The sequence below is a fragment of the Archangium sp. Cb G35 genome, assembly GCF_001896145.1.
Lineage (GTDB): Bacteria > Myxococcota > Myxococcia > Myxococcales > Myxococcaceae > Archangium > Archangium violaceum.
The window spans coordinates 472,668-492,410 of the sequence record NZ_MPOI01000006.1; the positions used below are offsets into that span (position 1 = coordinate 472,668).

At 68.6% G+C, this 19,743-nt stretch carries 22 protein-coding genes; 10 read left to right on the forward strand and 12 right to left on the reverse strand.

The window, feature by feature from the left end; genetic code table 11:
- The first annotated feature begins 148 nt into the window (after positions 1–148).
- A complete protein-coding gene (locus BO221_RS20730) occupies positions 149–667 on the forward strand; it encodes a hypothetical protein (protein WP_073562195.1) in 519 nt (172 codons plus the stop codon).
- An 83-nt stretch (positions 668–750) separates the two neighbouring features.
- Here the strand turns inward: BO221_RS20730 and BO221_RS20735 are convergent, their stop codons facing one another.
- Positions 751–1,206 (reverse strand): DUF1801 domain-containing protein, encoded by a 456-nt coding sequence (locus BO221_RS20735; RefSeq protein WP_073562196.1) that lies wholly within the window; start codon positions 1,204–1,206, stop codon positions 751–753.
- A gap of 17 nt (positions 1,207–1,223) precedes the next feature.
- Positions 1,224–2,996 (reverse strand): serine/threonine-protein kinase, encoded by a 1,773-nt coding sequence (locus tag BO221_RS20740; RefSeq protein ID WP_073562197.1) that lies wholly within the window; start codon positions 2,994–2,996, stop codon positions 1,224–1,226.
- A gap of 53 nt (positions 2,997–3,049) precedes the next feature.
- Here BO221_RS20740 and BO221_RS20745 point away from each other — a divergent pair, with 53 nt between their 5' ends.
- Positions 3,050–3,355: a YciI family protein gene (locus BO221_RS20745; RefSeq protein WP_073562198.1), complete on the forward strand. Its 306-nt coding sequence runs from the start codon at positions 3,050–3,052 to the stop codon at positions 3,353–3,355.
- A 6-nt stretch (positions 3,356–3,361) separates the two neighbouring features.
- Here the strand turns inward: BO221_RS20745 and BO221_RS20750 are convergent, their stop codons facing one another.
- Entirely contained in the window at positions 3,362–4,399 is a 1,038-nt protein-coding gene (locus BO221_RS20750; protein ID WP_073562199.1) for a hypothetical protein, read from the reverse strand.
- Positions 4,396–5,787 carry a hypothetical protein gene (locus tag BO221_RS20755; protein WP_073562200.1) on the reverse strand — a complete coding sequence of 464 codons (1,392 nt, stop codon included), beginning with the start codon at positions 5,785–5,787 and terminating at the stop codon, positions 4,396–4,398. Before BO221_RS20755 ends, BO221_RS20750 begins: the two co-directional genes overlap by 4 nt.
- A 100-nt stretch (positions 5,788–5,887) precedes the next feature.
- Between BO221_RS20755 and BO221_RS20760 the strand changes: the two genes are divergently transcribed.
- Complete coding sequence (locus BO221_RS20760) at positions 5,888–6,802, forward strand: hypothetical protein (RefSeq protein WP_073562201.1); 915 nt, start codon at positions 5,888–5,890, stop codon at positions 6,800–6,802.
- 83 nt (positions 6,803–6,885) lie between these two features.
- Here BO221_RS20760 and cysK read toward each other — a convergent pair whose 3' ends face one another.
- Genes cysK through BO221_RS20775 form a run of 3 tightly spaced genes read right to left on the reverse strand, consistent with a single transcriptional unit; the run spans position 6,886 to position 9,429 of the window.
- Entirely contained in the window at positions 6,886–7,806 is a 921-nt protein-coding gene (gene cysK / locus BO221_RS20765; protein WP_073562202.1) for a cysteine synthase A, read from the reverse strand.
- 53 nt (positions 7,807–7,859) lie between these two features.
- Complete coding sequence (gene epsC / locus BO221_RS20770; RefSeq protein WP_073562203.1) at positions 7,860–8,705, reverse strand: serine O-acetyltransferase EpsC; 846 nt, start codon at positions 8,703–8,705, stop codon at positions 7,860–7,862.
- Positions 8,706–8,724: 19 nt separating this feature from the next.
- Positions 8,725–9,429 (reverse strand): hypothetical protein, encoded by a 705-nt coding sequence (locus BO221_RS20775; RefSeq protein WP_073562204.1) that lies wholly within the window; start codon positions 9,427–9,429, stop codon positions 8,725–8,727.
- 70 nt (positions 9,430–9,499) lie between these two features.
- On the opposite strand from BO221_RS20775, the gene BO221_RS20780 reads away from it, so the two are divergent.
- Together BO221_RS20780 and BO221_RS20785 are read left to right on the forward strand one after the other, a co-directional pair.
- Positions 9,500–10,852 carry a phosphoenolpyruvate kinase gene (locus BO221_RS20780; RefSeq protein WP_073562205.1) on the forward strand — a complete coding sequence of 451 codons (1,353 nt, stop codon included), beginning with the start codon at positions 9,500–9,502 and terminating at the stop codon, positions 10,850–10,852.
- Between the two features lie 61 nt (positions 10,853–10,913).
- Complete coding sequence (locus BO221_RS20785; protein WP_073562206.1) at positions 10,914–11,639, forward strand: hypothetical protein; 726 nt, start codon at positions 10,914–10,916, stop codon at positions 11,637–11,639.
- A gap of 34 nt (positions 11,640–11,673) precedes the next feature.
- Here the strand turns inward: BO221_RS20785 and BO221_RS20790 are convergent, their stop codons facing one another.
- The gene (locus BO221_RS20790) at positions 11,674–12,603 is read right to left on the reverse strand and encodes a Ppx/GppA phosphatase family protein (RefSeq protein WP_073562207.1); all 930 of its coding nucleotides are present in this window, start codon (positions 12,601–12,603) and stop codon (positions 11,674–11,676) included.
- A 328-nt stretch (positions 12,604–12,931) separates the two neighbouring features.
- Between BO221_RS20790 and BO221_RS20795 the strand changes: the two genes are divergently transcribed.
- Positions 12,932–14,575, forward strand: a complete 1,644-nt coding sequence (locus tag BO221_RS20795; protein WP_233166178.1) for a hypothetical protein — start codon at positions 12,932–12,934, stop codon at positions 14,573–14,575.
- A 7-nt stretch (positions 14,576–14,582) separates the two neighbouring features.
- On the forward strand, positions 14,583–15,197 hold the full coding sequence (locus tag BO221_RS20800) for a hypothetical protein (protein WP_073562209.1): 615 nt from the start codon (positions 14,583–14,585) through the stop codon (positions 15,195–15,197).
- A gap of 13 nt (positions 15,198–15,210) precedes the next feature.
- On the opposite strand, the gene BO221_RS20805 is transcribed toward BO221_RS20800, so the two are convergent.
- From BO221_RS20805 to BO221_RS20815, 3 genes are all read right to left on the reverse strand, one after another.
- On the reverse strand, positions 15,211–15,633 hold the full coding sequence (locus BO221_RS20805; RefSeq protein ID WP_233166179.1) for a hypothetical protein: 423 nt from the start codon (positions 15,631–15,633) through the stop codon (positions 15,211–15,213).
- A 7-nt stretch (positions 15,634–15,640) separates the two neighbouring features.
- The gene (locus BO221_RS20810) at positions 15,641–16,201 is read right to left on the reverse strand and encodes a hypothetical protein (RefSeq protein WP_073562210.1); all 561 of its coding nucleotides are present in this window, start codon (positions 16,199–16,201) and stop codon (positions 15,641–15,643) included.
- A 61-nt stretch (positions 16,202–16,262) separates the two neighbouring features.
- Positions 16,263–17,519 (reverse strand): hypothetical protein, encoded by a 1,257-nt coding sequence (locus tag BO221_RS20815; protein WP_073562211.1) that lies wholly within the window; start codon positions 17,517–17,519, stop codon positions 16,263–16,265.
- Positions 17,520–17,631: 112 nt separating this feature from the next.
- Between BO221_RS20815 and BO221_RS20820 the strand changes: the two genes are divergently transcribed.
- Genes BO221_RS20820 through BO221_RS20830 form a run of 3 tightly spaced genes read left to right on the forward strand, consistent with a single transcriptional unit; the run spans position 17,632 to position 19,190 of the window.
- Positions 17,632–18,342: a DUF6249 domain-containing protein gene (locus tag BO221_RS20820; RefSeq protein WP_073562212.1), complete on the forward strand. Its 711-nt coding sequence runs from the start codon at positions 17,632–17,634 to the stop codon at positions 18,340–18,342.
- Between the two features lie 12 nt (positions 18,343–18,354).
- On the forward strand, positions 18,355–18,903 hold the full coding sequence (locus tag BO221_RS20825) for an RNA polymerase sigma factor (RefSeq protein ID WP_073562213.1): 549 nt from the start codon (positions 18,355–18,357) through the stop codon (positions 18,901–18,903).
- Positions 18,900–19,190, forward strand: a complete 291-nt coding sequence (locus tag BO221_RS20830; protein ID WP_073562214.1) for a hypothetical protein — start codon at positions 18,900–18,902, stop codon at positions 19,188–19,190. Before BO221_RS20825 ends, BO221_RS20830 begins: the two co-directional genes overlap by 4 nt.
- 15 nt (positions 19,191–19,205) lie before the next feature.
- On the opposite strand, the gene BO221_RS20835 is transcribed toward BO221_RS20830, so the two are convergent.
- Positions 19,206–19,736 (reverse strand): peroxiredoxin, encoded by a 531-nt coding sequence (locus BO221_RS20835; protein WP_233166192.1) that lies wholly within the window; start codon positions 19,734–19,736, stop codon positions 19,206–19,208.
- Between the last annotated feature and the right edge of the window lie 7 nt (positions 19,737–19,743).

The window sequence follows — 19,743 nt, forward strand, 5'->3', positions numbered from 1 at the left end:
GGCCCGCCCGCATCCCAGGAATCGAATTTCGGCGGGATTTTTCATGCGTCAGATGGCGCAACCCGTTTTGGAGGTCTATTGGGCCTGGGATGCTAATCCGGTATTGCTGGTTTGTCCCTCAGCGGCAACCGACGGAGGCAATCCCCCCATGTTTCGATTCCAGAGCAGGATCGTGGCGCTGTCCCTTCTCTCCCTTTCTCTCGCCGTGACGGGCTGTGGCGGTGTCGAGGCGGAGGACCTGGCTCCCGAGGAGCAGGTGAGCTCCGTGGACCCCGCGGCTCACGCGGACCACGCGCATGATCAGGACGTCGGCGCCGTGGAATCGGCGGCATGTGGCAACTGCGACAACTGCGTGCTGCATGCGCGGTGCCTGCAGCCCAAGCTCCCGTATGGCCTGACCTACTGGAGCGACAAGGTGGCGATCATCAACAGCAACCACGCCCACAGGGGTTGCGTGGCGATGATCCCGACGTCGAGCTCGTACGGCCACGTCGCGTACGTCGCGGACGTGGACACCGCGCCGAACCCGAACCGCATCACCCTGAGGGAGGCCAACTGGGTGGGCAACACCTGCAGCTCGCGCACGGGCACGAAGGACGGGTTGAACATCCGCAACTACTGGTGCCCCGCCGGCGTGCACGGGCCGAACTGCGCGGGCCCGATGTAAGACCCGTACCCGCTGGTTTCTCCTCCGCCGTCCGCGTGGGTTCGCGGGCGGCGGTTTCGTTTCAGGTGGGTCAGGCCTCCGCGTCACACATGTTTGATCCACTCGCGGAGGACGTTGGCGAAGGCGGTCCGTTTCGCGCCGATGTCCTTCGAATCGCGGAACTTCACCGATGCCCGGTCCTTGGCGAGCCACTCGAGCAACGACTCCGGGTCGGCCACCTGGATGCCCGTGAGCGCGGTGTCCCGCGTCTTCGCACCCAGGTGCAGGATGATCTGCACGCCGTCCTTCGCGCGGAGCTGGAAGGTCGCGAAGTACTCCGAGGTCCGGAAGCTCGGTGCGTTCCACTTGATGCCCTCGGCGATCTTCGGATCGGCACCGAGGATGAGCTGCCGGAGGGCGACGATCTCCTGCTTGTACGGGTGCTCGAGCGACGCGAGGAAGGCCTCGACGCTCTCGGGCTCGGATGCACCGCGCTTCGCGGGCTTCTTGCTGACGGTCTTCTTGCTGGCGGGCTTCTTGCTGACGGCTTTCGAGGCCACGTCACACTCCTTGGGTTTCAGCGGGGACGCTGAAGGATTCGCGTTGTCTGTTCCTCGATGGGAGGCGTAGCTGGCGCACCGATGGGCCGCGTGGCCTCCTCATTTCCTCCTGGGGCCGCGGCGGTCTCTCGCGTGAGCAGTGCTTCCACCTCGGCGGGCGTGGGATCGCCCAATTCCGAGAGATTCCGTTCGCGCGTCCACCGCTCCGGGAAGGTCTCCCGCAGCCAGCCCGTGAGCTCGACCGCCGGGAGTGCCTGCCGGACCGGCTCGAGGGCACGCTGGAAGGCCCTCGCGTCGGTGTAACGCCTCGCCACGTCCAGGTGAAGCGCGGTCGCGAGCACGCTTCGGAGCAGCGCATACGCGGCGGGTGCCTCGGGCCGCTCCTCTTGCGGAAGCTGGAGGCCCATGGAGAGATCGGGAAGCTTTCCGAACAGCAACGCATGGAGCACACAGCCGAGCGCGAAGAGGTCGCCGGAGATGGTCGCCTCGGCGCCCGCCAGGCGCTCGGGCGGCATGTAATCGGCCTTCCCGATGATGCCGCCCACCTGGGTGAGCCGTGTCGCGGGCGGTGGGGAGGCGCTCGGGGTGACCCGTTCCTGTGCTTCGCCGACGCCATGCGCGATGCCGAAGTCGACGACCTTCACCACGCCATCGAACGACACCACGAGGTTGTCCGCGCTGATGTCGCGATGAATGACGCCCCGCTCATGCGCGTAGGCGAGCCCCCGCAGGGCCTGCTGGCAGATCTCGACCACCACCTCGAGTGGCAGCCTGTCCCCCTTCTTGATGCGCCGGACGAGCTCGAGCGTGTTCACGCCGCTCAGGTACTCCATGACGATGAACCACGCGCCATCGACCTGTCCGAGATCGTAGACGGACACGATGTTCGGGTGATGGAGGCGCGCGGCGGTGCGCGCTTCGCCGATGAAGCGGTGGAGGAGGACCTCGGGCTCCTCGTGTTTCTCGTCCAGCATGCGCTTGAGGACGACGAGCCGGTGGAAGCCGGCGCGGCCGGTGCGCACCGCGAGCCACACCTCGCCCATGCCGCCGCGTCCGAGCCGGGTGAGCCGGCGGTAGCGGTGGATGCCGGTGCCCAGGTCCGCGCCGCGCAGCGAGCGGGCGGTGAGGATGGCGAGCGCGGAGGAAGCGAACAGCAGGAAGGGGAGTCCCACGAGCGCGAAGAGGGACGGACCCGGGAGCCAGCCCGTGTCGACGGCGAGCTCGCGGCCGAGCAGGACGAGCGAGCACAGGGCCGCGGCGAGCACGGCGATCGCCATCGCACCCCGGCGCTTCAGGAGCCGTGCCGATTCCACGGCCCAGGTTCCGGCCACGCTCGTCGCCAGGAGCCAGAACAGCGGGAGGCTCAGGCCCGCGGTCGCCCGCGTGATCTGCTCCGAGGTCAACCCGGCCGCGGGCAGCGAGAGGATGGACCAGGTCACGTCGACCACGCGCACCGTGCCGAGCGTGAGGGCCACGCCCAGCATCACCCTCCGCCAGCGGGTGAGCGGCAGATCCAGCATCGACCACGCGACGCGCAGGAGGGTGTAGGGGAGGGGAATCGACGGGAGGACGCCGAGGATCAGCCATGGCCGTGTATCGGCGATCATCGCGCTGGCCTCGCGGCTGGTGAGCCCGATGGTGAACGTGAGCACCGCGAAGCAGAGGAAGCTCGAGGCGAGCCAGAGCTGGACCCGCTGGGTGCGCACGGCGGCCCAGGTCACGAAATGCACCAGCGCGAGGACGAGGAACGCGCCCGCGAGCGCGAGGTGCAGCATGGTATATGGCGTCACGGGCCGCGAGCGTAGTTGATGGAGCCCGCGCCATCCAAACCAGGACCCTCCTCATGCCCTCCAGCTTCTTCTTCGCCCGCCTCGTGCCGAACCGCCCCGACTTCCCCATGTCCATGACCGCGGACGAGCAGGCCACGATGCGCGCGCATGGCGAGTTCCTCCAGGGCCAGCTCGCGGCCGGCACGCTGGTCGCGGCGGGCCCGGTGCACGACCCCAAGGGCGTCTTCGGCCTGGCCGTGTTCGAGGCGGAGTCCATGGATGCGGTCCAGCGCCTGCTCGAGCGCGATCCCGCCAGGGCCATCGGGCGCTATGAGGTCCTGCCCATGGCCCCGGCTTTCGCGCGTCCGGCCTCGAAGTAGCGCCCGTCACCGGCGGGCGGGAGCGTCCTGGGCGGCCAGTTCGATGACGAGCTGGTCCCGGGGCACGGTGCCACGCCGCTCGTGCCGGTCCTCGGCGTAGTGGTACGTGACGCGCACGCGCCGGGTGCCCGTGGGGAGCGCCACGCGTGTGGGCTCGAAGGGTTGGAGCGCCGTGTTCCCGGTCCGGCGCACGTGCAGGCCGCCCCCTTCCGAGGCGGTGAGCTCGAAGGTCTGCCCGAGCCGCGCCACGGGCTTGTCATCGGCCCACACCGTGAGGTGGCGGAACACGTCCCCGGTGGGGAAGGCGTGCCCCACGCCCCGGGACTCGAGGATGGCGACGAGTTGTCCCCGTGTCCGCTCGAGCCGCAGGGAGAGCGCGCCACGGAGGAAGTCCCGGTCATACGCTCCCCGGAAGGCGTGCGATTTGCCGGGCATGTGACAGCTCTGGCAGGTGCCCTGTCCGCCGCGGTTCCGCCAGTCACGCCACTCGCTCCAGGTCGTCTGCATCTTCTCGCTGGTGAGCACGGAGCGCCCGTCCACCACCTCGTGGCCGAGGAACTCGTGACAGCTCGCGCAGAAGGAGGGCTCGGCCAGCTTCGGCTCGGACCGCAGGGGGTGATCGGCCTCCGGGGGCTTGGGGTTCGCCGTCAGCACCACGCCCTCTCGGACGTGGCACGTCACACAGGTGATGCCCTCGTGGGCCAGCGATTCCCGGGGCACCGAGGCGAGGGAGCGCTCCCGGATCAGGGCCGCACGCCGCCGCATCGCCGCCTTCGCCTGTTCCTCGAGCGGGGCATGGCAGTACACACAGCGGGGATGCGGCTCCGCCGCGAAGCCATCGAGGAACACGGCGTTGTCGAGGCTCCGCCGGTGGCGTGAACGCGTCCACGCCTCGTACACCTCCGGATGGCACGACTCACACGTCTCCGCCGAGGCGCCAGGGACGCGGAGGGGCTCCAGGAAGTTCCCGAAGTCCCATGGGGAGGGGGATTCCGCCCCGGCCGCGGTGGCCAGGAGCAGGGCGGGGAGCACCACCCATTTCATGTGCTCGACACGGCCTCGCTCGTCGTCGTCCGCACGATGATTCCCGAGTCGGGGTCCACGCCATCGAACTCGGAATCGCTGTCCACCAGCTCGGTCTTCTCGAGCCGTGACACCTTTCCATCCGTGTACGTCACGGACGTGGTGCCCGCGGACATGATCGGGTTTCCAATCTCATCCGTGCTGGTCTCCAGCGTCACCAGGCGCGTGAGCCTTCCACCCTCCAGGAGCGCGAGGGCATGCGTGGTGGTGGTGTCGGTGGTGCGCTCGACGATGACGCGCGTCTGCGTGAAGTACACCTTCTTCACGTCGGTGGCCGAGCCCTCGAGCACCAGCAGGTTCGAGAGCACCGTGCCATGCTGGTAGCCATCCTCGTCGCTCAGTCTGGGCTTGAGGGAACCCCGTCCCTTCGCCTCGAAGAGGGTCGCCTCGGGCAGGTTGAACAAGGGCACCATCAGCGAGGAGAAGGAGACGTTCTCCGGCAGGACCACGCGTCCCGCCTGGGTGAGCGAGTACCACTTCCCGTCCTGGGGCGGTGTGGCGGCGAGCTTGTCGAGCTCCTGGAGCAGCGCCTTGTCCGAATCGGCCAGGGGACCGGCGAGCTGTCCCTTCTTGATCTGGGTCAGCAGCGGGACGAAGTCCCTGGCGGGTACTCCCTTTTCGGCATAGCCGTCCTTGTCCTCGTCGATCACCCGGGTGTAGCGCTTGGAGAGGACCTTCTGGTCCACCTTTTCCTCGAAGCGCGTGGACGCGAACGGGTAGGTCTTCGGCAGGCGGGCGAAGTACTTCGCGGCCTCCACGCGCTCCTTCTTCCACTGGAGCAGGGCCTCGCGCTTTCCCTTCTCGACGGCGGCGTTGTACGGCACCTCGCTGTCGACGAAGACCTGGACGTCCGACACGCAGGTGTCCTTGTACTTCGAGCCCGGGTGGACGCTGTCGATGAGGAGCACCACGTCCGCCACGGCGCCCGTCACGGGGATGTCGAAGGACTGGGGCCCCATCTTCCGCTCGAGGGTGAGCTGCGTCTTCGCCGACTCCTGGCCCCCGGGTCCGCGCACGGTGACGGTGAGCTGTCTGGGCGCGGAATTGGCGTTCAGCAACGCCTTGGACTTCTGATAGCCATTGAAGATCACGAGGCGGATGGCTCGTGCCGACTTGAGATCCGAGACCGGAATCGTCAGCGACTCGCTGATGCCGTCGCCCTCGGTCCCTTCCACCCAGGCCGTCTTCGGATCGTCATCGAGCACGTAGCTGGGGTGGTAGTTCTCCTCGTACTTGTTCCAGTTGCTCTTGAGGAAGCTGGTGGCCGAGGCCTGTTCGGCGTGCAGGCGCTGGAAGCCGCTGGCGGTGGCGAGGGACGGGAGCAGGACGGTCAGCAGGAGGGGCCGCATGATTTCCTTTTATACCGGTTGCGAACGGAAAACCGTTATTACATGATTAAAAACCGAGAAGAAAGGACTCGATACCATGTCATCCATTGCTCGAAGCTTGATGAATTCCTCGCATCGTTGGGGATGGGGTCTCCTGGTTTCCGTGCTCACCGCCTGTGGCACCGCGGTGACGCCGCCCGTGGAGGAGGGCGAGCTCTCGGTGGCCGAGCAGGAGCTGGACGGCGAATGTACGGCGGACTGGAGCGCCAATCCGTGTACCGTCGCGGATTCGGCCGCATGCGGCACCGGCAGCCCCAGTGCGGATTCGATCAACAGCCCCAACAACTGTGAGCTCGGGGGAATGAAGTGTGATCCCCGGCCGCGCCTGTGCAATCGGAATACGAAGACGTACTGGTTCACGGCCACGGCGCCCCTGTCCGTCTACGACAACCACGGAGCCGTGCTCGGCAACGTGACCACCGGGACGAAGCTGCGCATCAACCTGGGGACGCGCCGGACCCTCTCCTCCGTCTACTCCAACTACATGGTCATGGGCTTCTCGGTGCCGACCAGCAACGGGGCCATCAGCGGCTGGGTCCGTCCCGACCTGTTGGACGCGGGCTCCACCAACATCCTGAATTGGATTGGCGCCAACTACCGCCCGGCGCCGGATCCGGGCGGGACGTACAGCAACTGGTACATCATCCCCTCGAACAACGCGCCCTATGAGGGGCTGCACGTGACGGACAACTGCCCCGCCGGCAACATGGCCGTCCACTACCTGGGGCGCAATGGCCGCATCAATCTGATCACCAACCTGCCGGGGAAGGGCTCTCCGACGAAGGCCGTCTATCCGAACACCACGCGGCTCAACTTCAAGCGCGCGCAGATCCAGCACTCCGTCTCGATGCCTCTCTACAACTGCAGCAGTGGCACGGCCGTGAGGGTCTCGGCCACGCTCGACTTCGTTTACGGCTACGTGGACTCCGGGCACTTTGGTTGGATTGCCCTGCCCAACCTGACGACCACGCCGTAGCCGTCAACCCGGGGTCCTCGACACCCTCACCCCGGCCCTCTCCCAGGGGGAGAGGGAGGAGTGGGGGTGGGGGGCGTCCGCGGTTACTGCGCCGGGAAGAGGTTGTCGATCGACAGGTAGCGCTCACCCGTGTCGTAGCAGAAGCACAGCACCCGGCTGTTGTCGGGAATCTCCGCCAGCTTCTTGTTCACCGCCGCCAGCGCCGCGCCCGAGGAGATGCCCACGAAGATGCCCTCCTCGCGCGCGGACCGCTTCGTGAATTCGAACGCCTCCTCCTCGGTCACCTGGATGGTGCCGTCCAGCGCCTCCTTGTGCAGGTTCTTCGGGATGAAGCCCGCCCCGATTCCCTGGATGGGGTGTGGCCCCGGCTGCCCGCCGCTGATCACCGGCGACTTGGTCGGCTCCACCGCCAGCACCTTCAGCTTCGGCCACTTCTCCTTCAGCACCTCGGCGCACGCGGTGATGTGACCGCCCGTGCCCACGCCCGTGATGATGTAGTCCAGGCCCTCGGGGAAGTCCTTGAGGATCTCCTGCGCCGTGGTGCGCTTGTGGACCTCGATGTTCGCCTCGTTCTCGAACTGCTGCGGCATCCACGCGTTGGGCGTCTGAGACACCAACTCCTGCGCCCGGGCGATGGCGCCCTTCATGCCCTGCGCCCGCGGCGTCAGATCGAACGAGGCCCCGTATGCCGCCATCAGCCGGCGGCGCTCGATGCTCATGGACTCCGGCATCACCAGGATGAGCTTGTAGCCCTTCACCGCCGCCACCATCGCCAGGCCAATTCCCGTGTTGCCCGAGGTCGGCTCGATGATGACGCTGTCCTTCTTCAGCAGGCCCTTCTTCTCCGCGTCCTCGATCATCGCCAGGCCGATGCGGTCCTTGATGCTGCCGCCCGGGTTGGCCCGCTCGAGCTTCATGTACACCTCGACGCGCGAGGCGAAGAGCCGGTTGATGCGGACGTGCGGCGTGTTGCCGATCGTCTCCAGGATGTTGTTCACCTTCATGGGGATGCCCTCGTGGGAAAGGTGTCCGTTACAGAAGACGAATATCCGCTACATCAGATGTGATATTCAAGCTCGTCGAACTCGGCATTGGGCTCCCGGTGGCGCACCTCGCTGCGGCGGGTGACCATGGACTCGGGGGGGATGCTGTGGGTGATGAAGGCGTTGCCGGCGATGATGCTGCCGCGGCCCACCACGGTGCCGCCGCCGAGGATGGTGGCGTTGGCGTACACCACCACCTCGTCCTCGATGGTGGGGTGGCGCTTCTTGTCGGCGAGCTCCTTCTGCACCTGGAGGGCGCCCAGGGTGACGCCCTGGTAGATCTTCACCCCGGTGCCGATGAGGGTCGTCTCGCCGATGACCACGCCGGTGCCGTGGTCGATGACGAAGCGGCGGCCGATGGTGGCGCCCGGGTGGATGTCCACACCGGTGCGCTGGTGGGCCAGCTCGGTGAGGAGGCGGGGCAGCAGCGGGAAGCCGAGCCGGTGCAGGGCGTGGGCGATGCGGTAGATGGCGATGGCGTAGAAGCCGGGGTAGGTGAGGATGACCTCGTCCACGTTGCGGGCGGCGGGGTCGGCCTCGTTGATGGCCTCGGCGTCCTGGCGCAGCCAGGCGTAGATTTCCGGGAGCTGCTCCATGAAGCGCCGGGGCATGTCCGGAGACAGGCCCGGGTAGCGTGGGGCGAGCGTGTCCAGGGCGCGCGTGAGGATGGCCTCGACCACGGCCACCTCGGAGCGGATGCCGACGGAGCTACAGTCCATCCGCTCGGCGAAGTGGGGGAAGAGCAGAGCCAGGACCTTCTCGATGAGCTCGGGCGCGGCGGCGCGCACGTCGGGCGGGAAGCAGTGGTGCCTGCGCGCCTCGATGAGGGTCTGGATGAGCCGGCCGTTGGGTTCGTCCATGGGCCGGGCACGTTACCCGTTAGTACCGGCCTCCGCCCAGTGCGCTGACGGCGGCCGACAGCACACGGTTCTCCACACCCCAGACGGCCTTGTTGAGGCCCTTGATGCCGGCGCCCCGGAGGTAGTCGGTGAAGTCGTGCAGGGCGGTGGAGCGCTGCATGCGCTCCGTCTTGGCGGCGTAGAGCAGGGGGGTGCCCGGCGCCCCGGTCAGCCCCAGGTCCGGGCAGGCCTCGGAGAGCTTCTGGGCGTCGATGCCCGTGGCGGCCGACAGCATGGCCACGGTGAACTTGTGGACGGGCAGCTCGCGGGCGTTGGGAACCTTGGCCAGCACCTTCTGGCGCGTCTCCGGGCCGGAGTCGAGCTGCTCCAGCGACACCTTGGAGATGGCCAGGAGCTGCTCGTTGCTCACGTGCTTGTTGTCGAGGATGGCCCGGCGGAAGAGGCTCTCGGGGGTATCCCCCTTGATCTTGATGTCGCACTGCTTGAGCCGCTCGAGCATCCCGTTGATGACCTTGCCCAGCTCCGAGTCCGCCGGGGCGCGCCAGGTGCCCACGGGGGCCTGGGCGGCCTTCACGCCGGGTGCTTCGAAACCACTCTTCTGGGTGTGGCCCACCGTCTGGGGGTTGCTCGGCGTCTGGACGGTGTTCGCGGCGGGGCGGGGCTCGGCCTTGGCGGGCTGGGGGGGCGTGTGGAGGGCAACGGGGCGGCGGCCGATCGGATCCATGGAGGCATTATCCACGAACTCCGCGTGAAGTTGCGTCCCGGGCCCGCCAGGGCGAGTCTCCGGCCGCCCCATGAAGACGACCCTGACCGCCCAGAGCCTCTCGGACACCCGTGCCGCCCTCCAGGCGGCGAACAAGGCCTTCAACCACCGCTACCCCGGGGAGTCCTCCCGGCGGCAGCCCGTCCACTCCGTCTATGGGGGGGCGCACCTCTTCAAGGCGGAAACGGCCTCGAAGCTGGCGGAGGTGGCGTCGCGCTCGTGGGAGGAGCATGCGCCGGATGCGCGTACCCTGGCCGGCGTGCTGGGGCTGACGGAGGAGGGGGGGCTGGCGGAGAAGGTCCACGCGCGCGTGGTGGCCAAGCTGCGGCGCGAGGCGGTGGAGGACTACCGCATCGACTTCGAGGATGGCTATGGCCACCGGCCGGACGCGGAGGAGGATGGGCACGCGGTGGCCGCGGCGGAGGAGATGGCGCGGGGCCTGGAGCGGGGCTCGCTGCCGCCTTTCATTGGTATCCGCATCAAGTCCTTCAGTGACGAGCTCTTCGGCCGCTCCGTGCGCACCCTGGACCTGTTCCTCTCCGCGCTGGTGGAGAAGACGGGAGGGCGCCTGCCGCCCGGGTTCGTGGTCACCCTGCCCAAGGTTTCCATCCGCGAGCAGGTGGCCGCGCTCGACTCCGTGTTGATCGGCCTGGAGGAGGGCCTGGGCCTGCCGCGGGGCGTGGTGAAGGTGGAGCTGATGGTGGAGACGCCGCAAGCCCTCTTCGATCGGGAGGGACGGGTGGAGCTGCCGCTGCTGGTGGGAGCCGCCCGGGGACGCTGCACCGGCGTGCACTTCGGCGCGTACGACTACACCGCCGCGTGCGGCATCACCGCGGCGCACCAGCACCTGTTCCATCCCTCCTGCGACTTCGCCCGGCACGTGATGCAGGTGTCGCTGGCGGGCACGGGCATCCATCTCTCCGACGGTGCCACCACCACCATGCCCGTGGGGCCGCACAAGGCGCCCAAGGGGGGGACGCTCACCCCGGAGCAGCAGGTGGAGAACCGCGCCGCCGTGCACCGCGCGTGGCGGCTCCACGCGGACAACGTGCGCCGGTCGCTGACGGATGGCTTCTACCAGGGGTGGGATCTGCACCCGGCGCAGGTGCCCGTGCGCTACGCCGCCGTGTACGCCTTCTTCCTGGAGGGACTGGACGAGGCCTCGCGCCGGCTGAAGGCCTTCATGGACAAGGCCGCCCAGGCCACGCGGCTGGGAGATGTCTTCGACGACGCGGCCACGGGGCAGGGGTTGATCAACTTCTTCCTGCGCGGCATCGCCTGTGGCGCCCTCACCGAGGACGAGGCGCGTGCGGCCGGGCTCACTCTGGAGGAACTGCGTACCCGCTCGTTCCTGGAAATTCTCCAGGGGCGCCGGAAGGGCTGACGCCCACCTGGCCTTGCCTCGATTGGCATGCGCGCTCTGATGGCGGCTACGATGCGCGCACATGAAAAACCACGAGTTGGGCCTGATGGGCCTGATGGGCCTGATGGTGTTGAGCACGGGTTGCTTCGATGTGGTGCGCCCGAGTAGCGAGACGCAGCTCCCGGAGAAGCAGTCCCGCCTCGTCCTCACGGGGACGACGGACGATGCGGCACGCCGTTTCTCGGAGCTGTTCTCGAAGCGCGGCTTCCAGGTGACGGATCGCCAGAAGCGCAAGAACGGCGCCACGCTCTACGTCTTCAAGGGCCAGCGCACGGCGTTGACGACCGTGACGGGCACCAACCGCTTCGTGTCTGGCTCCACGGACACGGTGGGGTCCACGTTCTACGTCCTGCTGACGCCCGAGGGAGACACCACGAAGGCGCAGCTGTTTGGCAAGCCCACCCTGAATGGCAACGAGGTGTGCAGCGATGAGTACCCGGCCTGGGTGCCGGATTGCGTGGAGGATGTCTACGCCGGGGTCGCCTGGCATGGCCGGGAGCAGGTGACGGGCCGCGAGGAGGCGGAGACCATCCGTGGCATGATGCTGGAGTTGGAACTGGCGGCCTCCAGCGGGCCCGGCTCGCCGGTAGTCACGGCCGGGCCGCAGACCACCGAGCCCGCGCAGCCCGCCTGCGTCGCCTCGCAACTGCCCGAGTGGAAGACGGCCAACGCCGTCGAAAAGAAGAAGCTCCTGGAGAGGTGCCGCCAGGAGTCCAAGGACGGAGTCCAGGCGGTAGACTCCAAGTAACGTTCTGGTCGAGGCCCTCTCCGAAGCGGGGGGCTCAGGAGTGGGGGCCTGCGAAGCGGTGCGCGAGCAGGCCCCAACACAGGCCCCGGTCGCTCACGAGGCAACGGTCGAGCCCGAGTGCCCGAAGGCCCTCGAGCAGGATGAGGCAGCCGGCGGGAATCACGTCTTCGCGCTTGGGCAGGATGCCGGGCAGTTTCTGGCGCTCGGCGAGCGGCAACCCGCATAGTTTGTCCGCCAGCGCCTCCAATTGGACGCGCAGGAGGGTGCCGCCGTGCACACGCTCGGAGTCGTACGGGTCGATGGCGTGCTGCACGGCGAAGAGCGTCGTCACCGTGCCGGACATGCCCACGAGCCGGGCGCCCGGAGGGCAGGGGGGCAGGGCGGAGAACGTCTCGCGCAGGTGGGCCTCCACGCGGGCCCGGTCCCCGGCGGTCAGCGGATCCGACGTCACGTAGCGCTCGCTCATGCGCACCGAGCCCACATCGAAGCTGTGGCAGAAGGACACGCGGCCCTGGGTGTCGCCGTAGATGAACTCCGTGGAGCCGCCGCCGGTATCCATCACCACGAGCGGCCCCGAGGCGCCACGCCCGAAGTCCGCCCAGGCCGAGGTGAAGCACAGCTGTGCCTCCAATTCGCCGGAGATGATGTCCACGGCGACACCGGCACGCTGGCTGGCGGCGGAGAGGAACTCGGCACCGTTCTCCGCGTCGCGCGCGGCGCTGGTGGCGGACACGGCGATGGCCTCCGCGCCCAGGCTCCGGGCCTCGGAGGCGAAAGCGGAGAGCACCTGGAGGGTGTCCTCCATGCCCTCGGGCGAGAGGCGGCGGCTCTTGTCCACGCCCCGGCCCAGGCGGGTGATTTCCGCACGCTCGCGGACGGCTTGGAAGCGGCCATCGGGCTGTCGGTCGGCGACGAGCAGGAGGACCGCGTTGGTCCCGACGTCGATGGTGGCGTACCGAGGCATCCGCCGGAGCCTATCAGCCTGGCAGCGCCTCCAGGGTCGCGCTGGACGTGCTCCACATCTCACGCAGGCGAACACATCCAACACGAAGGTCCTTCGTAGCAGCCCTGCCCAGTGCACTCGCGCTGGCCGCTCCTTCCTCTCGGCCGCGTGTACACGCGGCGATTTGCGGAAGACCACAGCCCATGGTGTCGATGTGGGGGAGGGGTTGGTGACGCACGGACGAGGTTGCTGAGACTCCGGGCCTGTGCGGGCCCACCCTCCCCTGTATGGTTGGCCGTCCCGCATCCTATCCTCCAGTGCTGTTTCTCCTGGGGGAAAGGGCAGCGCCATGAAGAAGGATCTCCGGAGTCCTGGGGCGGGGGAGGGCGGCGGTACGCAGTTCGAGGCTCGGCGGCGAGGCCCGCCACCCTGGGCGCCGGGAGGCGCCCTCTGGCTCATTGTTCTGTGTCTGCACGTGGCGTGCGTGACGCAGGGCCCGGCGGCAAGTAGGGGGGCCGGGGACGGCCGGGCAGGAAACGAGGCCGCTGAGCGCGAGGCGCGAGCGGCGCCGAGGGAGCTGCATCCGGTGCTTGTTGTGTATGCGGCCGAGGTGGAGGCGCACGGCAGGACGCGGGTGGTGGCCGTCACGCGGGAGGAATACCAGCGCGCGGTGGCGCAACTCCTCCAGCACCATCAGGTGCGGGGGACGCCCCAGGAGGTCGCCCAGGGCCTGCTCCAGGCGATGCCCGAGGAGGAGCTGCTCGCCGAGGTGTACCGGGACAAGGTCCTCACGCTGGTGCCCCTTACCGACAAGGGCTCGCTCGTCCCCGAGGCCGAGGCGGCGCTCAAGGAGAAGTACCTCCGGTGGTGTCAGCCACGCGGCGGAGGTGACTGCCTGGGCCTCTTCACGGACGGGCCCTACCTGCGTACCGACGACAGGCGCACGCTGGCGCTTGCCCTCGCCTTCGGCGGAGTGCTCGACGAGACGCGAGCGGCCCTCGGGCGCGAGCTCAGCCCGCAGGCGCTGCTCTCCTCCCTGGTGTGGGCCGCGGGCCTGTACCTGGCGCTCTGGCTGCTACCGGAGCTGAGCACGAAAGCGGTTGCGGCCGCGCTCTCGGTGATGCTGCTGGCTTGGCTGGGCGTGGACGCCATGTGGGGCCTCATGGACGGGTGGGCCAGCATGGCGCACCGGGCCCATGAGGCCACCACGTTCGAGGAGCTGCGCGACGCCGGCGAGGCCTTCGGTAAGCGCATCGGGACGGATGCGGCCCGGGCCCTCATTCTCGCGGTGGCCACCCTCACCGGGCGGACGCTCGGCGAGGTAGCAACGCACCTGCGCTCACTGCCCAGGTTCAACCAGGTGCAGGCGCAGTGGGCCGCCCAGGGCATGGAGGGCTCGGTGGCGGTGGCGATGGAGGAGGCCGCCGCGGTGGAGGTGGTGGTGGAGCAAAGCCGCGCCCTCGTTGTCCTCACGTCCCCTCAGGCGCCTGTCGCCATCAACGTCCTGGCGAGGTGCGGCAGCTCGGGAGCTGGTGGAGGGCACTCGGGCACGGTGGCCATCCAGCACCGCGGTGGCAACAAGCAGGTCATCTTCAGCAACGGCGAGCGGTGGCACCTCCCGCGAGGCAAGAGCTACAGGGACATTCCGGCGGAGGACCGCCTCGGCGACGAACTGCAGGCGGCCGTGCGGGAGGAGGCGGCCAGGTGGTCCCAGGCCGAACTCACACGGGAGGAGGGGGTCGCCATCGAAAAGATGCGAAAGGCGGGTAAGGAGTACCGCGCGAATCTTCTCGAGCGACAGGCGAGGGGGCGATGGGTGGAGAGACAGGTGGCGAACCGTTTCCCGCACCTATCCTGGAACCAGAGGGGCGTGGACGTCACCGGACCAGGGGGCCAGAGCTACCACTACGAGATCCTCTCTGGTACGGAGTCAAACTTCGCCCTGCACGGGCGAAGGATGGCGAGCACCTTCTTCCGCATGATCTTCTTCTGAGGGCCGCGTGACTCCTAACATCCACTACGAGAATCGAGAGATCGAGGGCGAGCGGCTGGAGTTGACGGACAAGACGGCCATTTACTGGCTCGGGCCGAACGTCACGCTTCGGGGCTGTACGCTGATTTTCAGCATTTCGGCGCGGTGGCTTCATCTGGTGTCGGGGAACCTGATCGACTGTACCATTCACGCAAAGGGCGAGCTGAAAACGCTGCCCTGGGCGTCTATGAAGTTGAAGGGGTGCAGGTTCAAGGGCCGCTTCGGCGGAAACGACTTCGGTTTCCGCGCGGACGGGGACGAGCGGCGGATGCTCGGAGGCATTGAGGACTGCGACTTCTCGGAGGCCCGTCTCAATGGCTGCCGCTTCTTCAACTGCGACATGACCACGATTCGCCTTCCGCGCTGGCCGTGTTTCACCATCATGGACCCTCGCGGGCACGCGGCAGAGCTGTGCCGCCGTGAGTGGCCCGGCCAGGTCGGGATCCTCTTTGAAGGACTTGCGAAGAATCCCGAGGGCACAGTCGCGGAAACGTGGCACGCGCCCACCATGGCCGAGAAGATGGACACGACCGTCGAGGAACTGCGCGCGGCCCTGGAGACGGCACCGGGGATCTTCATGTAGGAAGAGCTGACGCTCAATCCACGACGTGCCACCGGTCTTCCTCGAAGACGTAGACGTGACGCCCGAAGGGGGCCCGGAACGTCCAGCTCAGCACGTGCAGCTTCGAGTCGGCGCTCACGGAGTAATCCCAGCCGAAGACGGGCAGCTCATACCGGGCCGGGGGCAGCGCCGGGAGGAACCCGGGGACGAGCTGCTCCAGTGAATCCGGGAGCTGGCCGTGCTTCGCCTGGAAGGCGCGGCAGGCCGCGATGAGGTGCTCCGCGTTCTTCCAGGTCCGCTCGATAGCCGGGTCGGGGGGAATCCGGCGGAGGATGGGCTGGAGCACGGGAGCGAGGCCCCTGGCGGCCACCCCCACCGTCTTCGCCACGGCGAGCACACACCAGGAGAGGACTCGTGTCTTCGTGCTGGGGAGACCGGCTCCGCCTTCCGTGGACATGCTCACCTCAGAAGGACAGGCCCAGGGAGAAGCGGGCATCGGGCGTCAGCGGGCCCAGAAACACCTGCACGGGCCTCCGCAGGGGAAAGTAGGTGGTGCCTCCGGCGACGAACTGCGCGCTGACACCGAAGTAGCGTGCCATCCAGTACGTGCCCTCGAGCGTCGCCACGGCGTTGAGCCCCCACTGCCCGCCATGGCCTCCCTGGCTCACCACGTAGGTGGTGGTGCCGCGAGCACCCGCGAGCGCCGACATCCTCAGCGACAGTCCCCGTCCCGCGTCGTTCCGGCCCTCGTACAGGCTCCAACGGGGGCCCGCCCGGAGATACAGGGAGCTGATGAGGGGATTGACGAGCGTGACGCCCAGCTCCACGTCCACCAGCGGAATGGCGTTCACCGTCAGCGAGCCGCCCATGTAGTCCGGAACGCCCGTCCGCCAGGAAGCCCGCAGCGTGAGGATGCCGCGCCGCTGGGCGGTGTTCGCCGCTGGAGTTCCCGCGTCCGGCTCCTCGGCCCGGGCTTCCGGCAGGCCGGTGCAGAGCAGTGCGCCCACGAGCGCCGCCCGCCCCATTGCTCCCCTTCTTGTTCCTTGCCGCCTCATCGGTGTCCCTCGCCGTGCTCGCGCGAGCGCGTCACTCCGTCATGTACAGGTAGGCCAGACACATCTCGTCATCGGTGCCTTCGCCCCAGGTCACGGTGCGGGACGTGGGGTTGTCCCAGGCGCAGGTGAGCTTCATCTGGCCGAAGAGCGGCACACGCACCGGCTGCTTGTAGAAGTACATCTGCTGCCAGTGGAAGTCCCACGCGGGAATCTCGACGAGGTGCTCGCCGCTCTGCTCCACCTGGATGCGCCTGCCCTTGGTGTGCATGTGCGGCAGCACGCCCCAGAGGGTGCCCGCGGGCACGTACTGCTCGGTGTGGTGGGTGTACCCGGTGGCTCCCGGGGGAATGGAGAACTCCGCATCCACCAGCGGGTAGAGCGAGGCGAGCTTGGACACGGGCTCGCGCGCGAACTGCAACGCCATGCGCGTGAGGTCCGGTGTGGCCTCGCCATGCATCGCGGTGACGGTGCCGGCCTGCCGCTGGGAGATGTTGTAGTGGACCTGCATGACGAAGACCGCGTCCGCGGCCACGCGCACGCCCGTGCCTTCCGGGTAGCGCGTGGGCGGCGAGCCCGGAGCCCAGGCGCCGAGCAGCGAAGCACCCCCGATGCCCGAGTCCCCGAAGCACGTCCAGCCCGGCTCCGCCTCGCGTGCATCACGGTCGAGCGCCGCCTGGCGGGGCGCGGCGAAGAGGAGCACGTGGTGCACCTGCTGCTTCGCCCCCGGCATCACCTCGAAGCCGATCAAATCCCTTCGCTGCGTGAGGTGGGGATCCAACAGGAAGCAGTGGTAGTCGTCCGAGGCCGTGTCCTTGGGCAGGTAGGGCTCCTCGGGTCCGATCGTCAGGTCGGTCCAGGCCAGGGGCGGCGCGGGCTCTCGGGGAGCGGGCGCGTCCTGGGGGTCGCCCTCGGGTGCGCCCTGCTCGGACCAGGCCGAGAGGATGTCCACCTCGCCCTGCGTGAGCCGCCGCGAGTCGCGGAAACGGTGGGGGCCCTCGGCGGGCATCCAGGGAGGCATCCGGCGCGTCCGCACCGAATCGGCCAGCACCGCGTGCATCCTGGAGGCCTCGCCGTACGTCTCCAGCGCGAAGGGGGCGACCCCGTTCTGGGTATGGCAGCCCTGGCAGCGCTCCTGGACGATGGGCAGCACGTCCCGGTGCCACGAGACCGGGCCTCCGTCGTAGCGAGGACCCTCCTCGGGAGGGTCCGTGGGGGTGGAGGAGCAGCCCGGAAGCCCGAGCCAGACGGTTCCCAGCATCAGCAGGAGCAGGCGGTCGCGCGTTCTCATATCGGTGACGCACCATGCCACAGGCCGGCACCCGGAAAAAAACATGGGGGTGAATCCAAGAAATCGGGTCCGGGAGTCCTAGCGTCCGTCAAACCGACGGAAGGATTCCCTCATGAAGACCTCGTTGCTCACGGTGTGCCTCCTGGCCACCCTCGCGGGAGGGCGGGCCATGTCCGCCCCCGTGCCCGAGACCCCTGCTTCCCCGCCCGCGCCTCCCGCGGCCCCCTCCGTGAAGGCCGCGCTGCCTCCGGAGCTGGAGGCCCAGCGCAAGGAGCTGGAGGCCCGCCAGAGCGAGCTCGATGCCGAGCGGCAGCAGCTGGAGTCCGACATCCAGCAGCTCGAGGCGGACGCGAAGCGGCTCGACCCGGATGGGCGGCTCTCCAACCAGCAGCTCTATGAGCTCCTCCAGATGCGTGAGGCGCGGCGGGGGCAGAACGACTTCGATCCCACCCCCGCCATCGTCAGCATGTCCTTCTTCGGCTGCATGCTCACGGCCTTCCTGGCGTTCCTGGTGGCCAGCTATCGCAAGGCGCGCCAGCTCCACGAGACGGTGCGGCTGATGGTGGAGAAGGGGGCGGAGATTCCCCAGGGGATGCTCGCGCCGGTTCCGCGCCGCAAGCCCTCGGATCTGCGCCGGGGCATCATCCTGTCCACCACGGGGGTGGGGCTGACCATCTTCCTGGGTGCCCTGCCGCACTCGGAGGGGGCCTGGGGCGCGGGGGTGACGCTGCTGCTCATCGGCGTGGGACACATGATTGTCTGGCGTTTGCAGCAGGGACGGGGTGCAGTGGCGGCCGCGCTCGCGCCGGAGCCCCAGCACTAGTCCTCTCCCTCCATGGCCTCCCTCCCTGAAGCCCCCACCGACGCCGAGCTCATCACCCGGGTGCTCGTGCGTGACGACCGGCGCGCCTTTGGCGAGCTGGTGGCGCGGCACCAGTCCGCGGTGCGTGGGCTGCTGCGCCGGCTGACGGGGGGAGACCTGGCGCAGGCGGATGATCTGGCGCAGGAGACCTTCCTGCGCGCCTACCGGGGGCTGCGCGGATACCGGGGCGGGGCGAAGTTCTCCTCCTGGCTCTACCGCATCGCCTGCAATGTCTTCTTCAGCAGGGACCGGGGCAGCCGTGATGCCCTGCCGGAGCCTCCGCTCCTGGAGGCCGGGAACGCCGGGCTGGCCCTGCCGGACCTGGTCCTGGAGCGCCACGATCTGGAGAAGGCGCTCGCCCTGCTCAAGCCCCGCGAGCGGGCCGCGCTCGTGCTCACCTACGCCAACGAGTTGACCCACGAGGAGGCGGCGGTCGTCCTCGACTGCCCCGTGGGGACGCTCAAGACCCATGTCGCGCGCGCGAAGGAGAAGCTGCGCCGGCAATTGGAGGAGGTCCCATGAACGTCCGCGATGACGAGGCCTGGCTCGACACGCTGCTCCAGCGGCAACTGCCCACCGGCCCCACCGACGACGGCTTCCGGGAGGAACTCCTCCAGCGCCTGCCCCCGCCCGAGCGGCCCGTGCGGCGCGTGTTCGGCCTCGTCCTCACGTGGCTGGTGGGCGTCCTCTCCCTGCTGCTGCCCACGGGAGAAGGCTCGCTGGTGTTCTCCTCGGACACGGGCAGCATGCTCGTCCCCTGCTGCCTGGGAACGGCGCTGATCTGGTACCTGGTGGATCGCCTGACGTGAGCGGAGCAGGCGCGGCTACAGCCACATCCGCCAGAGCAGTCCGAGGCGGGTGGTGTAGCCGACGGCCGCCCGCTCGAGCTGGCCCTCGGGGTTGACGAAGAAGGTGGTGGGGAACTGCTCGACGCCGTAGGCCCGCCGGAGCTCCTCGCTTCCCAGCAGCACGGGGTAGTCCACCGAGTGCTCACGGGCGAAGCGGCGCACGTCCTCCTCGTCCTCGTAGGCCACCGCGACGGACAGCACGTGCGCGGAGTTGCCCACCATGCCCTGGAGTGCGGAGAGGGTGGAGGACTCGGCCTTGCAGACTCCGCACCAGGGAGCCCAGAAGGCGAGCACCACGGGCTTGCCCTGGAGCTCGGCCAGGCGCACCTGGCCGCCGGAGAGCGTGCGCAGGGTGAAGTCCGGAGCGGGAGAGCCCGTGGGGAGACGGCGGGTCTGCCAGGCCATCACCGCCACGAAGACGAGCCCCACCAGTGCGAGGTCCATCACCTGCCGCACCCACCAGCGCTCGCGAGCCCGGTGCCACATGTCCTTCACCCGTTCCGGCATCCTCCGC

Bases quoted from the DNA above. Each gene is read 5' to 3' on its own strand.
- BO221_RS20730 (WP_073562195.1), top strand. From the start codon at position 149: ATGTTTCGATTCCAGAGCAGGATCGTGGCGCTGTCCCTTCTCTCCCTT.
- BO221_RS20745 (WP_073562198.1), top strand. From the start codon at position 3,050: ATGCCCTCCAGCTTCTTCTTCGCCCGCCTCGTGCCGAACCGCCCCGAC.
- BO221_RS20750 (WP_073562199.1), bottom strand. From the start codon at position 4,399: ATGAAATGGGTGGTGCTCCCCGCCCTGCTCCTGGCCACCGCGGCCGGG.
- BO221_RS20755 (WP_073562200.1), bottom strand. From the start codon at position 5,787: ATGCGGCCCCTCCTGCTGACCGTCCTGCTCCCGTCCCTCGCCACCGCC.
- BO221_RS20760 (WP_073562201.1), top strand. From the start codon at position 5,888: ATGAATTCCTCGCATCGTTGGGGATGGGGTCTCCTGGTTTCCGTGCTC.
- cysK (WP_073562202.1), bottom strand. From the start codon at position 7,806: ATGAAGGTGAACAACATCCTGGAGACGATCGGCAACACGCCGCACGTC.
- epsC (WP_073562203.1), bottom strand. From the start codon at position 8,705: ATGGACGAACCCAACGGCCGGCTCATCCAGACCCTCATCGAGGCGCGC.
- BO221_RS20775 (WP_073562204.1), bottom strand. From the start codon at position 9,429: ATGGATCCGATCGGCCGCCGCCCCGTTGCCCTCCACACGCCCCCCCAG.
- BO221_RS20780 (WP_073562205.1), top strand. From the start codon at position 9,500: ATGAAGACGACCCTGACCGCCCAGAGCCTCTCGGACACCCGTGCCGCC.
- BO221_RS20785 (WP_073562206.1), top strand. From the start codon at position 10,914: ATGAAAAACCACGAGTTGGGCCTGATGGGCCTGATGGGCCTGATGGTG.
- BO221_RS20790 (WP_073562207.1), bottom strand. From the start codon at position 12,603: ATGCCTCGGTACGCCACCATCGACGTCGGGACCAACGCGGTCCTCCTG.
- BO221_RS20795 (WP_233166178.1), top strand. From the start codon at position 12,932: ATGAAGAAGGATCTCCGGAGTCCTGGGGCGGGGGAGGGCGGCGGTACG.
- BO221_RS20805 (WP_233166179.1), bottom strand. From the start codon at position 15,633: ATGTCCACGGAAGGCGGAGCCGGTCTCCCCAGCACGAAGACACGAGTC.
- BO221_RS20810 (WP_073562210.1), bottom strand. From the start codon at position 16,201: ATGGGGCGGGCGGCGCTCGTGGGCGCACTGCTCTGCACCGGCCTGCCG.
- BO221_RS20815 (WP_073562211.1), bottom strand. From the start codon at position 17,519: ATGAGAACGCGCGACCGCCTGCTCCTGCTGATGCTGGGAACCGTCTGG.
- BO221_RS20820 (WP_073562212.1), top strand. From the start codon at position 17,632: ATGAAGACCTCGTTGCTCACGGTGTGCCTCCTGGCCACCCTCGCGGGA.
- BO221_RS20825 (WP_073562213.1), top strand. From the start codon at position 18,355: ATGGCCTCCCTCCCTGAAGCCCCCACCGACGCCGAGCTCATCACCCGG.
- BO221_RS20830 (WP_073562214.1), top strand. From the start codon at position 18,900: ATGAACGTCCGCGATGACGAGGCCTGGCTCGACACGCTGCTCCAGCGG.
- BO221_RS20835 (WP_233166192.1), bottom strand. From the start codon at position 19,736: ATGCCGGAACGGGTGAAGGACATGTGGCACCGGGCTCGCGAGCGCTGG.